This is a genomic window from Synechococcus sp. Cruz-7E5 (assembly GCF_024345995.1).
Lineage (GTDB): Bacteria > Cyanobacteriota > Cyanobacteriia > PCC-6307 > Cyanobiaceae > Regnicoccus_A.
In genome coordinates, this window is sequence record NZ_JAGQCE010000004.1 from 25,336 (window position 1) to 36,962 (window position 11,627).

Consider the following 11,627-nt stretch of genomic DNA (forward strand, 5'->3'; position numbering starts at 1 on the left):
ACCCTCCAGCTGGGCTTCAAGGACTATGAGCAGATCTACGCCAAAAGAGGACGCGTCGCCAGTACTGCTTGGATGAGATGGAGGCTACGGTTCACTGGGAATTGTTTCTGGCCTTGATTGAGCCCGTGTATCACAAGCCCTTCAGCAAAGGAGGCCCCCCGCCGTTTCCTTTGGAGGTGATGCTGCGGATCCATCTGCTGCAAATGCATGGTGGAAACTGCCTGGACGTCTCTGTAAGGACTGCCGTGAGTGAATGGGAGGGCAATATCTACTCAGTATCGTCTCATTGGCGAGTATGAGACGGCGAGTATGAGACTAGGTTGTTTGGATTAAGCTGTCTTGATCAGAGTTTCCTTAAGTGAGGTGATACTCGTCTCCTCGGAGCTGCCAGTCGCTGAAGATTTGATGACTTTGCGTCTTGCCCTTGCAGGCTTTCCCTTGTCAGCTATCTTGCGGCTTCGGTTGACTACTGCCAGCAGGCCTAATTCTTTGCCGCGCCCGCAGTTGTTCAGTTATCTCTGTGGAGGCTGATCCGGTCAGTTTTGTGGACAATTGGCGAGGGGAAATATCAAGGTATTGGCCCTGCCTTTCTCACCGCCATGCCCCGCTTCTGCAGGCGCCAGAGGCTGGCATACTTGCCATTTAGTGCCAGCAGCTCCAGGTGACTCCCCCGTTCCACGATTGTTCCGTGTTCCATCACCGCAATCAGATCGGCATGCATGATCGAGGCCAACCGGTGGGCGATGGTGACCACAGTTCGATTGTTCCGGAATGCTTGGAGTGACCGGTGAATCAGGGCTTCGGAATTGCTGTCGAGCGCACTGGTGGCTTCATCGAGGATGAGGATCTGTGGGTCGCGCAGGATCGCCCGAGCGAGGGAGAGGCGCTGCCGCTGGCCGCCGCTCAGGCGGTAGCCCCTTTCGCCGATGGGGGTGTCGTAACCCTGGGGAAGCGCTGCGATGAAGTCATGGGCACCAGCGGTGCGGGCGGCAGCTTCAATCGCGGCATCGCTGGGCTCTTCGAGCCCGAAGGCGATGTTGGCGCGGATCGAGGCGTTCAGCAGCAGAACGTCCTGGGTGACGACGCCCAGGCGCCGCTGCCAGCTGTCAAGATTGATCTTGCGTAAGTCGACGCCATCGACCAGCACCATGCCGCTGGTGGGATCCTGCAGGCCCGCAACCAGATCAACCAGCGAAGACTTGCCCGCCCCGGAGGTCCCCACCAGGGCGACGGTGGTTCCAGCCGCAATCGACAGATCGATGTCATCAAGTGTGTTTTCCAGTCGGGCCTCGAAGCGGAGCCCGACGGCCTCAAGCCGCACGCCCTGCTTCAGGCCCTTGAAGGGGAGCCCCCCCTGCCGGCGGAAGGTCTTGTCCCGGGTCTGGAGTAGGTCGTCGAGCTGCTCGATCCGGCCGCTGTTCTCCGCCAGCTGGTTGTAGTTGTTTGCGGTCTTGATCAGGCGCAGATTGAGCCGCTGCAGGGCGAGTACGAAGGTGACCAGCTTTGGGATCAGCGCTTCGGTGCTGCCTCCGAACAGCTGCCAGCTCAGCGCCACGATCAGTAGCGCGGCCATCAGTGGCAGCAGATCGCTGACCGGCTCTTGGATGCTCAGCAGCCGGCTCAGCCGCCGCATCGGTGGCTCGAGACCGGCCATCCGTTGGGCCATCCGGCGTTCGGCGTGCCCGGTGGCGGCACTGCTGTGCAGCAGCCGCAGCACCTGGATGTCTTCTGTAATGCCGGCAGCCACCTCGCGACGTTCCGTTTCCAGGGCGCAGCTGGCGTGGCGCAGCCGGGGGCGGAGGGCCCGCTGCAGCCCGGCCACCGCCAGCCCAAGACCGATGGCCACCACCAGCAGAGCGGGGGAGAGGATCGCCAGGGTTGCCACGTAGACCAGCGCCAGCATCAGGTTGGAGCAGATCTGCCCGAATTGCTCGATCTCCAGCTGCACCGCCAGGGGGGACACGGTGGCCCGATGCACCAGGTCGCCCACATTGAACCGGCTGGCGCAGGCGTAGCTCATCCGCAGGATGTGGCGATGCACCTCAGGTGTGATGCAGGCCTGGCAGCGGGCAGCGAAGTATCCGGCTGTGACACCGTTCACGTAGCGGTTGCCGCTGGCCAGCAGCTGCAGGCCCAGAGCCGCCGTCAGGTAGAGCTGGAAAAGGGTTCCCCTGGGGAGGTCGGCCAACCAGGGAGGACCGGCCGGTTCCGCTCCGGCCAGCAATCCAGCAGCCTGAAAGATCACTGCGAAGCTGCCGGCCTCGGTGACGGCCAGCAACAGGGTCGTGATCATGTTCACCAGCAGCAGACGCCATTCCTGGCGGGCGGTGTGGCGAATCAGGCTTGCCACGGGCGTGGTCGCCACGAAGGGGCTGCCCACTGCATGAAACACGGCGCTGAGATTTGCCCTCCAGCCCCGTTCGGACCGAGCAGGCTGACCCGTCGCTGGCGGTGAGGTGGGGATCACGACAGGCCTGCGTGCCTCGGCTCCGACAGAGATTCACCGTCGGCGTTCAGCACCGGCGCCTGCAGCGCCAGCAACACACCCACCACCAGCCAGAGCAGCAGTTGGGCCTGTCCGCCGAGCGGCACCAGCTCGATGATCCTTTGCGGGGTCCAGAGCGACAGCGCCATGGCCACCGCCAGCGGACGCCAGTGTGGGCGGTCTCCCGTGATCCCCAGTCGCAGCGTGGCGAGCAGGGCCGGAACCATCAGGATGTTGTCGTAGTTCAGGTGGTAGAACCCCACGGCGCTTGCCACGGCACACACGGCGGCCGTCTGCAGAGGGTCTTCCGGTTGCCCCCGGCGGCACCACCACCACATGCCCATGCTCATGGCCGTGAGCCCGGCCACCAATAGCTGGCTGGCTGCGGCACTGATACCGAAGCTGTCGGCCAGATCCCCGGCCGAAGACTGACTGCCGCCGCGGATGAAATCCATGGACTGGGGGCGCATCCATATCTGGAGGTAGTCGAGCGGCGTGATGCCTGTGTGCCAGAGGGCCACGGCGCTGAGGGCGAGCAGCAGGGCGACGCCCACCACCAGAGCGCGCAGCCGGCGAGCCTGCAGGAAGGGCAGCGCGAAGGGCATAGCGATCTGGGGTTTGATCATCGCCATGGCCCAGCACAGACCTGCCGGAATCCGCTGCTGCCGGGCCAGCAGCAGCCATTGGGTAGTGATCAGCCCCATGCAGATCAGCGAGAATTGTCCCTGAGCGAGCGCATTGCTGTTGCCTGAGATGGCGGCGCCGGCCAGGGCTCCGAGCATGCCCGCAGCGGGGCCGGCTCCCTTCAGCAGCCGGTGGCCGCACCAGCCGATGACTCCCAGGCTGAGCAGGCTCATCACCTGGATCACCACTTGACCCTGCAAAGCTCCGCCCCAGTGGAAGAACAGGGCGAACATCGGCATGGCGTAGGGGGGGTAGACGCTGACGGCGGTGATCTCCAGCCCCTTCCGCAGGGCGAGCAGGGGATGGGGGAACACGCCGGTGCGGAAGTAGCCGTATTCGTTCAGCCGTAAGTACATGTCGCCGCCGGGGGCCAGCCAGGCGTGCAGGAGGCCGTTCAGGAGCGTGGCCAGAGCAAGTAGCGCGAGCAGCGAAAGTCCCAGCCCACGTACCCAGGGGCGGTTGAGCCTGCTCATGGGGTGGGAGCGGCAGGGTCCGGGGCCCGCTCTGGCTGCACCCAGCTCTCCACAGCCACCACCCCGTAGGTGAGGGAGGAATAAAGGAAGTAGAGCAGGTGCAGCGGGATCGCCCCCAGCATGAAACCAGGTCCACGGGCCCGCAGGCAGAAGCGGTAGAAGCTCCGGTTGAGCCAGAGCAGCGCCAGCAGGCAGGCCAGAGCCCCCCAGCCCGCCAGCCCCAGCCAGGGCTGGGTGATCAGGCAGGCCACCAGAACCAGCGTCAGCACACCGCTCAACCGGGCGGTGGGCGTCAGATTGAGCCCCACCGGCTGATTGGGGCGGCGGCGCAGCAGGCGACTCCAGGGCAGCGCCCGCTGCCGGATGTCGGTGACCACTACCGAACTCAGGCTCCAGTGCTTGTGGTGGGTGCAGAGGATGGTGGGATCCAGCAGTAGCTGGCCGCCCGCCGCAGCCAGCCTCATGCCCAGCTCGATGTCCTCGATGCTGGGTCGCTTATAACGGCTGTCGAAACCACCGAGGGCCCGGAACCGGCTCCGACGCATGGCGCCGCAGCCGGCCCAGAAGCTGCGTATCGGGCCGGCGTGGCTTGAGTGGGTGTGGTGGTGAAGCAGGTTGCGGAACTGGCTCACCAACCCGGGGGCCGTGGGGCTGTCGTCGTAGCTGCCGAAGACCGCATCGAGCTGGGAGTCGTTCTCGAAGTGCCGACGGATGCGCCCGATTGCGTCTCGGTGAAGTTCCACATCGGCATCCACGAACACGAGGATCTCTCCGTCGGCACTTTCGGCGGCCAGGTTGCGAGCCACCGCTGGCCCGGAACATCTGCCGGTGGCCAGCAACCGGGCCTTGGAGCTAACCAGCCAGTCGGGTGGTGGCGGTGGATCACCGTCGAACACAATCAGGAAACTGTCGCTTTCGCCATCGGTGGTAGCGAGCAACTCCATGACCCGCCGGGCGCAGTGGGCGAAGCACCCATCCCAGGTGATGGTGGGCATCACAACCGAGCAGGACAGCGGTCTGCTCAACGGTTCGGTCTCCGGCGGTTATGGGCTTGTGGCACGGGCGGGAGCATGTCCCTGGCGGCGTTGAGGAGTACGGGGAACGTCATTCTGTTTCCTCGATGTATTCGGCATCCTGGTTGACATTCCAGGGGTCATAAACCTGCTTGCCGCTAAGGATATTCTTGGCAGCCAGCATCCCTGTCATCATTGAATGGTCTTGGTTGTTATATTTATGCGTGCCATTTCTTCCTACTGCCTGCAATCCTTCGCCAACCGTGGCCAGGGCCTCGCGAATGCGCTTGATGTGGTTTTTGTAGTTCTCATCGTAAACGGGATAAGCCTTGGGTTGGCGAACTACCGCTCCATCTAAGGTCATTTCGCAATCAACCAGGCCCAGGGACACGAGTTCCCTGGACGCCAGTGCGATCAGTGCGTCGTCTGTCATGTTCCAAAGGGTATCTCCTTGGAAGCAAAAGTATTCAAGGCCCAGGCAGGTTACGGATGGATCGGGGACCATCTCAGGTGACCAGTTGGCGAAGTTCTGAATTCTCCCTGCCTGGATCCCCGGGTCATGGATGTATATCCATTGATCCGGAAAAGTGGTGCTTGTCTTGATCATCACCGCCACGGTGATGAAATCCCTGTATTTCAGTGCCATAGCTGCTTCTAAAGCCTCGGCCTGCAGGCCTGGGCGGATCGCGCTCACCAACCAGCTGAGTGGAGCTGAACAGATAACCTGATCATAGTTCTGAAGGCCGGATTCCAGGCCGGCAGCCCTCAGGCCGGAGCCCTCAATTTCGAGTGTCCAGCCTTGGGATGGGCCCGGATGGGTGAGGCTGGTGACACGGACGCCAAGGATGACTCGGCCACCCAACTCCCGAATGCCCGCGGCTGTGGCCTCCCACATCATGCCGGGTCCGAGTCTTGGGTAGCGAAACGATCCGATCAGCGACTTGATCACCCTGGAGCGATCGTCAGAAGGCTTGGTGGGTTGGGGAGACCAGAGCGCGGCCAGGGCGGCTCGTGTGAGCGACAGACCCTTGATTCGCTGGGCAGCCCAGTCGGCGGCGATGTCTCGGCAGGGAACGCCCCATACCTTTTCCGTGTAAGACTTGAAAAACTTGGCATAGAGCCGGTGACCAAACTTATTGGTGACCCAGTCTTCCAGATTGGATGGCCGAGGTATTGGGAATAGCTTTTTATTCAGGTAAGAGCCAATGCTGAGCAGCGATTCCCGCTTGCCAAGGTTCCTGACGACTTCGCTGGCTTCCAGTGGGTAGCTGTAGAACTTGCCGTCGTAGAAGATCCGAGATAGACGATCCCGGGTGATCATATCCTTCCCAAGTATTTCGCTCCAGAAGGCTTCTACCTCGTTGGACTTCGAAAAAAAACGATGGCCGCCGATATCGAATCGGAACCCATTATGCACAACCGTGCGTGAAATGCCACCCACATAAATGGGGTCGGCCTCGAAAACATCAACATTTACCCCAGCCTTGCGAAGGATGTAGGCTGCTGTAAGGCCCGCAGGCCCAGCGCCAATGACTGCAACTCTTGTCCCCGGTTGCATCTAGCAACGGCAGTCAAAATCACTACCATCTTAACACGATATCTCAAGCCCCCTTGGTTGAGAGGACCCTGCTACCCCGGGTGCATCTCAAGGGATCATCGCGTGTTTCTCTGGGGGCGCCCCTGGAGTCATCTTCAAGGCTAGCGCACCAGCATCGAACCCGCCGACCTGGGGATCCCCCGGGTGGGCTCCTGTGAGGTGGGCGCTCTCCCTAACCGCTTCTCATCATGCTGCGAATCCACCTGCTTCAAGATAGGTATTCAATCAGCGATCCAGCCATGGAAGAGGCCCTGATTGAGGAGCCAACCATGCGCCGGTTCGAGGGCTTTGATTTGATCAGCGGCCGGATTGGAGATTAGACCACAATCCTCACCCTCCACGACCTGCTGGAGGAGTACGGCCTGGGCAAGCAAATTTTTGAGACCGACAAGGCCCACCTGAGCAAGCGGGGCATGACGATGCGACAGAGCACGTTCGTGCGTGCCACCTTGATCGTAGGGCCCAGTTCCAAGCTTTCCGAGGCCGCAGGCCGAGGGTGGCGGAGCCACTAGAACTTTGTTGGCTAAGGGATCCAGAGATGCACCAGACCAAGGAAAAGAACCAGTAGTACTACGGATTGAAGGCGTACAACTGCTTCGCGGAAGCCAAGTGCTACTCCTTGGACAAGGATTCTGGCCTTATCCATTCGGTGGTGACCACTGTTGCCAGCGTTCATCGCCTCACCCCATCTGCCGACCTGCTGCATGGAAATGAGCAGGTGGTTTTCGGCGACGCCGGCCACCAGGGAATCGCTATGAGATCAGCGATGGTTGGGAAATCAATGGAGTTTCGGGTGGCGATACGACCAGGAATACGCCGTTCCCTGCCCAATAACCCAGACGGGAAGCTGCAGGATCTGATCGAGGCGGCGAAGGCGCATATCCGTGCCAAGGTCGAGCACCCCATCCGTGTAATCAAGCAGCAGTACTGCTTCCAAGTGACCCGGCTGTGGGGGATGGCCAAGAACCGCTGCATGGTCAACGTTCTGGCTGCGCTAACAAACCTGTTCCTGGCCTGGCGTCACCTGCTGGCGACATCTTGACCAGGAGAGACGTGTGCCCAACTGGGTCCAGCTACAGGTCCAATACATCCAGAACTGGCCAGAGAATCACCTTGAATCGATGCAAAGCAGGCTCTGAGGCTAGCAGGATACTAAGTCTCCCAATTTCAGGTCTCGTCAGCTGCTAAAACCGCTGTCGCCCATAGCTTCCCTAGCGACTTTGCTCGTAAATCCAGCCTTGCCAGAAAATGGCCATTCCAGTGACATCGGCGCTACCCACCGGGGGCAGGATCCGGAGCGAGGGCATCAGCCCTGGAGGATGGAACGGGCCCGCTCTACGAGCCGCAGCCCTCTGGACCAGATGGATTCCGGTGGACTCATTTCCCCTCGCAGTGCCCAGTGCTGCCGGCGTGGCACCCGCAGCATGGCTGCGGCACGACCGATCTGCTCGAGAGGGTCCCCCAGCCCTAAGGCAACGAAGCAGGCACCGGCCTGCTGGATCGCCGCCAGGGAGCCCCAGCGACGGGCGATCTCGATGAGCTGATCGGGGTCGCACTGGCCGCGATCGCCTTGTTCCAGGCTGGCCGCCAGCTCCAGTACCCAGCGAAGTTGTCCGGGGGGGTGCCAGCGCCAGTTGGAGCCAATCAGCTCGGCCAGCAGGGAGGCCGGTTCCGGCACCAGCAGCCCGTCGAAGGGGGCGGAGGCCGCCAGGGTCAGAGGGTGCAAGTTCCGCCGGCCATGGGGATGATCCAAGACGAGCCGCAACTGACCACTGCGCAGCGCCTCCCTGGCTGGCCTTGCCGTGACGGCGGAAAGGAGCTCTTCACTGCTGAACGACGTTGCGGCGGCGGGCGACCTGAGCTGCAGGGATCGCACGGGGAACGGATGTCCATGGAAGGTCGTACCCCGGAGGGCCACCGCCGCGTCACCGCAGACGATCAGAGGCTTGCCGCGCCGCCTCGCCAGGGAGGCGATTCCCTCGAGCGCCTGCAGCGCCAACTGGGACAGAAACCAGCTCCGCCGGAACCAACCGCGGCTGCGACTGGCAAGCGTTCCAGCTGGCACCTCATCGCCGAACCGCAGGACGGCGAAGGCCGCCAGTTCATGGCTGGCCGCATCTTCGTGGTCGAAGTCACACTGCCGCACCCACTTTTGCCAGGCAGGCCGAGCGATCTCCGGACTGGCCAGGCAGGCCTTCAGCAACAGAGCGTGGCGGGGTTCCGGCGCCGGTCCATGCCAGAGATGGAGTCTGTCTGGATCGAACACTGACCTTCGGCAGCTGTCGCAGTCGTTCGGCAACATAGGGACCCTGGCCCAGGCCGCGATGGGATCGGGTTGGTTACCGACGGATCGTCAGTTCCTGCTGCTGAAGGCCTGCCTGGCTCCACCACACGAAGCCCATGACGCCCTCGTCGCCTGGCGCGGCGGCGGTGATGAGGCGGAGGATGCAGCATCACGTCGACTCCTTCCCCTGCTGTGGAAGCGCTGGGCGGGGATGGGGATGCAGCGACTCCCATCCGCGTGGAAAGACGACTACCTGCGCAGCTGGAGAAAGGGTCAGCTCGCAGCGGCCCGGGCCAACCGGCTGGGGCAGCTGTTCGCCGGCGACGCCATCCCCACGCTGCTCATCAAGGGGCTTCCTCTGGCCCTGGAGGCCTATGCCGATCTGGGCAACCGTCCGATGGCCGACATCGACCTGGTTGTTCCCTTTGAGCAGGCGCGCACCGCCGTGGAGCGATTGCTGCAAGCGGGCTGGCAGCCCGCCCCTACGCCCCTGAAGGGTGGAGGGAAGGACTCAGCCACACTGTCTTCCGCCTGGCTCAGCCAGCCCCGTCGGCTGGAGCGGTTCGACCCCTGCTACCTGCGGGTACGCCACAGCCACGGCTTCCATCATCCCGATGGCACGGAGATGGACCTGCACTGGTTCCTGTTCGAGGGGCAGTGCGACCCTGGCACCGACGACGGCCCCTGGCAGCGGGCCTCTGGCCTCGCTTCACGCTGCCGCGTCCGGCAGGTTCAGCCCCTTGCCACGTTGCAGAGCCTGGGGAGCGCCGACCATCTGCTGCTGCTCCTGGCCCATGGTGCGCGCTGGAACCCGGTCCCCCCGATCCGCTGGATCCCCGATGCCGTCCTCCTGCTGCGGGCCACCACGGCTGTCGACTGGAGCTGCTTCGTGGCCGAAGCGGTGCGTCGTGACCTGGCCCCCACAGCGCTCGTGATGCTTCGCTGGCTGGAGCAAAGGTTCCAGGTGGGATTGCCAGCCGAGGTGTTGCGCGAACTGACAGGGGCGGCAAACTCACGGCAGGTGCGCCGGCTGGTCGCTGCAGCCGGAGAGCGACCGGGCTGGGGCAGTGGGCTGGAGGAGCTGCGCTACCTGCGCCGTCGCCACCGGCGATTGCGCCGCGAAGCTGCAGGAGGGCAGGTCGTGCCTCCCTTCCCCCGTTTCGTCTGCGACATCCTCGGGGCACCGGACACCGGCAGCGTCATCAGCTACGCCAGATCTGAGCTGACCCGTCGCTGGGACCTGCAGGGATGAGGGTGCCAAAGTGGCGCCGCCCGCTCAGCGCCGCCCGCGTTGCAGCCGACGGGCGATCGCTTCGGCGGCGACCCGCGTCAGCCCGGCGTTGATCAGTCGCGGGTTGATGAAGATCCGCCCACCGTCGTCACGGATGCGCCGATGCAGCGACACGTGCTCACAGACGGGCCGGCCATCGCCGTCGATCCCTTCGTAGCGACCGGCCACCAGAGCCGAGCGCCTGTAGATCGCCAGCCCCCCGAAGGCGGAGTCAACCGCGATCCATTCCGAATCCACAGGGATCTGGATCATCCGCGCATGGACGGCCTGCTCGAGGGCCTCCGAGCGGGGCAGGCCCGCGGCGCAAAGTGAGTGGAAGCGCTGCCAGCAATCATCCGGGCACCATTCGGGATGACGCAGAGCCCAGATGTCGTAGTACAGGCTTTTCTGATTCGCCGTACAGACGGTCCAGTCGTCCCGGATCCAGGCACTTCGCCACGACTCCTGGCTGAAGCCTTGCCCCATGCCATCGAAGTCGACGACGACGACGCTGTCCACATCGTCATGGCGTGGCGAACGGAGTTCGTCCAGGTACTGGTTGCGGCAATGGGCCAGCCGTTCCGTGCGTTCAGGCCAACGCCGTCGCAGTTGACCCAGCGCCTTGAACCGGAAGGATTCCATCTCCTCCGCCAGAGTCGCCAGCATGGCGAGGGTGTCGTCCTCGCTGTCGGACTCCACGAGGAACCAGCGCAGCTCCGGCACATCGATCAGTGCCTCCTTCAGTCGGTCGATATCGGAGCGGAGCGTGCCGGCGCCATCGCGAACGCAGCCGGTGACCAGGACAACCCGAGCAGGAGGAACCATGGCTGCTTCGTTCACCAATACGCCCCCCCATCGGCCACCCTGGCCAGGTCGGTGCCGGGAGGGCGATAGGCGACAGGCATTCGGATCCAGGCGTCGTTGAAATGGCGGTGGCGCCACTCGGATTCCGCCAGCCAGCGCTTGCCATGGACGCCGAAGAGAACCTGGAGATGGCCGCCCAGTGAAAGGCCAATGCAGCCCAGCTTCCCGGCAGCGGCAGCGAGAGGGATGCCAAGGCCACCGGCTGCGATCAGGGCGATGTCGAAGGAGGTGGCGGCCATCCGCTCTTCCAGGTGGCGGAACAGGGCCATCGAATCAGGAAAGAGCCGGTGCGTGTCCGGGCTGTACCCATACGGAAACTCAATCGCCAAAACAGCGGCGGGGTTGAACCAGCGCTTGCCCGTGCGGGCCCATACCGCTTCGAACACCTCGCGCCGAGCCCGCTCACGCAGTAGCTCGGCGCAGGAAGAGATCAGCAGGAGGCGGCGTCCCTCCAGCAACGGCAAGTAACAGAGATCCTCTCGGGCCGGGGACGAACGATCGGGCTCCTGGTGGCGGTAGTCGACCCACGGCATCGTGAGGCCGAGGGCCCCACGCAGCACGGCCATACGTGCGAGCAGATCTGGGAACACGCCCAGGCAGTTGAGCTGGGAGAGGCTATCAACGAAGAAATCGTTGAAGCGGAGGTAGAACTCTGTGCTCGCCGGGAATAACGCCGACTGCTGCAAGGAGTGGTAATGGAGGTTCGGCTCCATCAGCTTGAGCAGGCGCGGATCGACACCTGGGCGTGACGCTGCGATCGAGAAGTTCAGCCGCTGGATCTCCGAAATCCCGAGCTTGCCGCTGGCGAAGCCCACACCGTCGGTAAGCGCCCGCTCAATGGCGCGCCGGAAAAATCCAGGGGACTCCAACCTGGAACCTGGTCCGGTCTTCATCCCTGGTCATGCGGTGACATGGGCTCAGCAAAGAAGGGGAGTCAGCAGCATGATCTGGTCACGG

General features: G+C 63.3%; 11 protein-coding genes. 4 read left to right on the top strand and 7 right to left on the bottom strand.

Annotation, left to right across the window (positions count from 1 at the left end):
* Positions 1–568: 568 nt before the first annotated feature.
* From KBY77_RS06415 to KBY77_RS06425, 3 genes are all read right to left on the bottom strand, one after another.
* On the bottom strand, positions 569–2,365 hold the full coding sequence (locus KBY77_RS06415; protein WP_255102738.1) for an ABC transporter ATP-binding protein: 1,797 nt from the start codon (positions 2,363–2,365) through the stop codon (positions 569–571).
* Between the two features lie 98 nt (positions 2,366–2,463).
* Entirely contained in the window at positions 2,464–3,642 is a 1,179-nt protein-coding gene (locus KBY77_RS06420) for a glycosyltransferase family 87 protein (RefSeq protein WP_255102739.1), read from the bottom strand.
* Positions 3,639–4,586, bottom strand: coding sequence for a glycosyltransferase family 2 protein (locus tag KBY77_RS06425; protein ID WP_255102740.1), 948 nt, complete (start codon positions 4,584–4,586; stop codon positions 3,639–3,641). Before KBY77_RS06425 ends, KBY77_RS06420 begins: the two co-directional genes overlap by 4 nt.
* On the opposite strand from KBY77_RS06425, the gene KBY77_RS06430 reads away from it, so the two are divergent.
* Positions 4,585–4,731: a hypothetical protein gene (locus KBY77_RS06430; protein WP_255102741.1), complete on the top strand. Its 147-nt coding sequence runs from the start codon at positions 4,585–4,587 to the stop codon at positions 4,729–4,731. The genes KBY77_RS06425 and KBY77_RS06430 overlap by 2 nt on opposite strands.
* A 15-nt stretch (positions 4,732–4,746) precedes the next feature.
* Here the strand turns inward: KBY77_RS06430 and KBY77_RS06435 are convergent, their stop codons facing one another.
* Entirely contained in the window at positions 4,747–6,213 is a 1,467-nt protein-coding gene (locus tag KBY77_RS06435; RefSeq protein ID WP_255102742.1) for an NAD(P)/FAD-dependent oxidoreductase, read from the bottom strand.
* A 227-nt stretch (positions 6,214–6,440) separates the two neighbouring features.
* Here KBY77_RS06435 and KBY77_RS06440 point away from each other — a divergent pair, with 227 nt between their 5' ends.
* Positions 6,441–6,572, top strand: a complete 132-nt coding sequence (locus KBY77_RS06440) for a transposase (RefSeq protein WP_255102743.1) — start codon at positions 6,441–6,443, stop codon at positions 6,570–6,572.
* Positions 6,573–6,871: 299 nt separating this feature from the next.
* Entirely contained in the window at positions 6,872–7,294 is a 423-nt protein-coding gene (locus KBY77_RS06445) for a transposase (protein WP_255102744.1), read from the top strand.
* A 264-nt stretch (positions 7,295–7,558) separates the two neighbouring features.
* Here the strand turns inward: KBY77_RS06445 and KBY77_RS06450 are convergent, their stop codons facing one another.
* Positions 7,559–8,455 carry a hypothetical protein gene (locus tag KBY77_RS06450; protein WP_255102745.1) on the bottom strand — a complete coding sequence of 299 codons (897 nt, stop codon included), beginning with the start codon at positions 8,453–8,455 and terminating at the stop codon, positions 7,559–7,561.
* Positions 8,456–8,576: 121 nt separating this feature from the next.
* On the opposite strand from KBY77_RS06450, the gene KBY77_RS06455 reads away from it, so the two are divergent.
* Complete coding sequence (locus KBY77_RS06455; RefSeq protein WP_255102746.1) at positions 8,577–9,788, top strand: nucleotidyltransferase family protein; 1,212 nt, start codon at positions 8,577–8,579, stop codon at positions 9,786–9,788.
* Positions 9,789–9,812: 24 nt separating this feature from the next.
* Here KBY77_RS06455 and KBY77_RS06460 read toward each other — a convergent pair whose 3' ends face one another.
* Positions 9,813–10,631, bottom strand: coding sequence for a hypothetical protein (locus KBY77_RS06460; protein WP_255102747.1), 819 nt, complete (start codon positions 10,629–10,631; stop codon positions 9,813–9,815).
* A gap of 11 nt (positions 10,632–10,642) precedes the next feature.
* A complete protein-coding gene (locus KBY77_RS06465; RefSeq protein WP_255102748.1) occupies positions 10,643–11,539 on the bottom strand; it encodes a hypothetical protein in 897 nt (298 codons plus the stop codon).
* Positions 11,540–11,627 lie beyond the last annotated feature (88 nt).

Excerpts from the sequence above, each read along its gene's own strand:
- KBY77_RS06425 (WP_255102740.1), bottom strand. The coding sequence starts at position 4,586 with ATGGAGTTGCTCGCTACCACCGATGGCGAAAGCGACAGTTTCCTGATT.
- KBY77_RS06430 (WP_255102741.1), top strand. The coding sequence starts at position 4,585 with ATGACCCGCCGGGCGCAGTGGGCGAAGCACCCATCCCAGGTGATGGTG.
- KBY77_RS06440 (WP_255102743.1), top strand. The coding sequence starts at position 6,441 with ATGCTGCGAATCCACCTGCTTCAAGATAGGTATTCAATCAGCGATCCA.
- KBY77_RS06460 (WP_255102747.1), bottom strand. The coding sequence starts at position 10,631 with ATGGTTCCTCCTGCTCGGGTTGTCCTGGTCACCGGCTGCGTTCGCGAT.
- KBY77_RS06420 (WP_255102739.1), bottom strand. The coding sequence starts at position 3,642 with ATGAGCAGGCTCAACCGCCCCTGGGTACGTGGGCTGGGACTTTCGCTG.
- KBY77_RS06435 (WP_255102742.1), bottom strand. The coding sequence starts at position 6,213 with ATGCAACCGGGGACAAGAGTTGCAGTCATTGGCGCTGGGCCTGCGGGC.
- KBY77_RS06455 (WP_255102746.1), top strand. The coding sequence starts at position 8,577 with ATGGGATCGGGTTGGTTACCGACGGATCGTCAGTTCCTGCTGCTGAAG.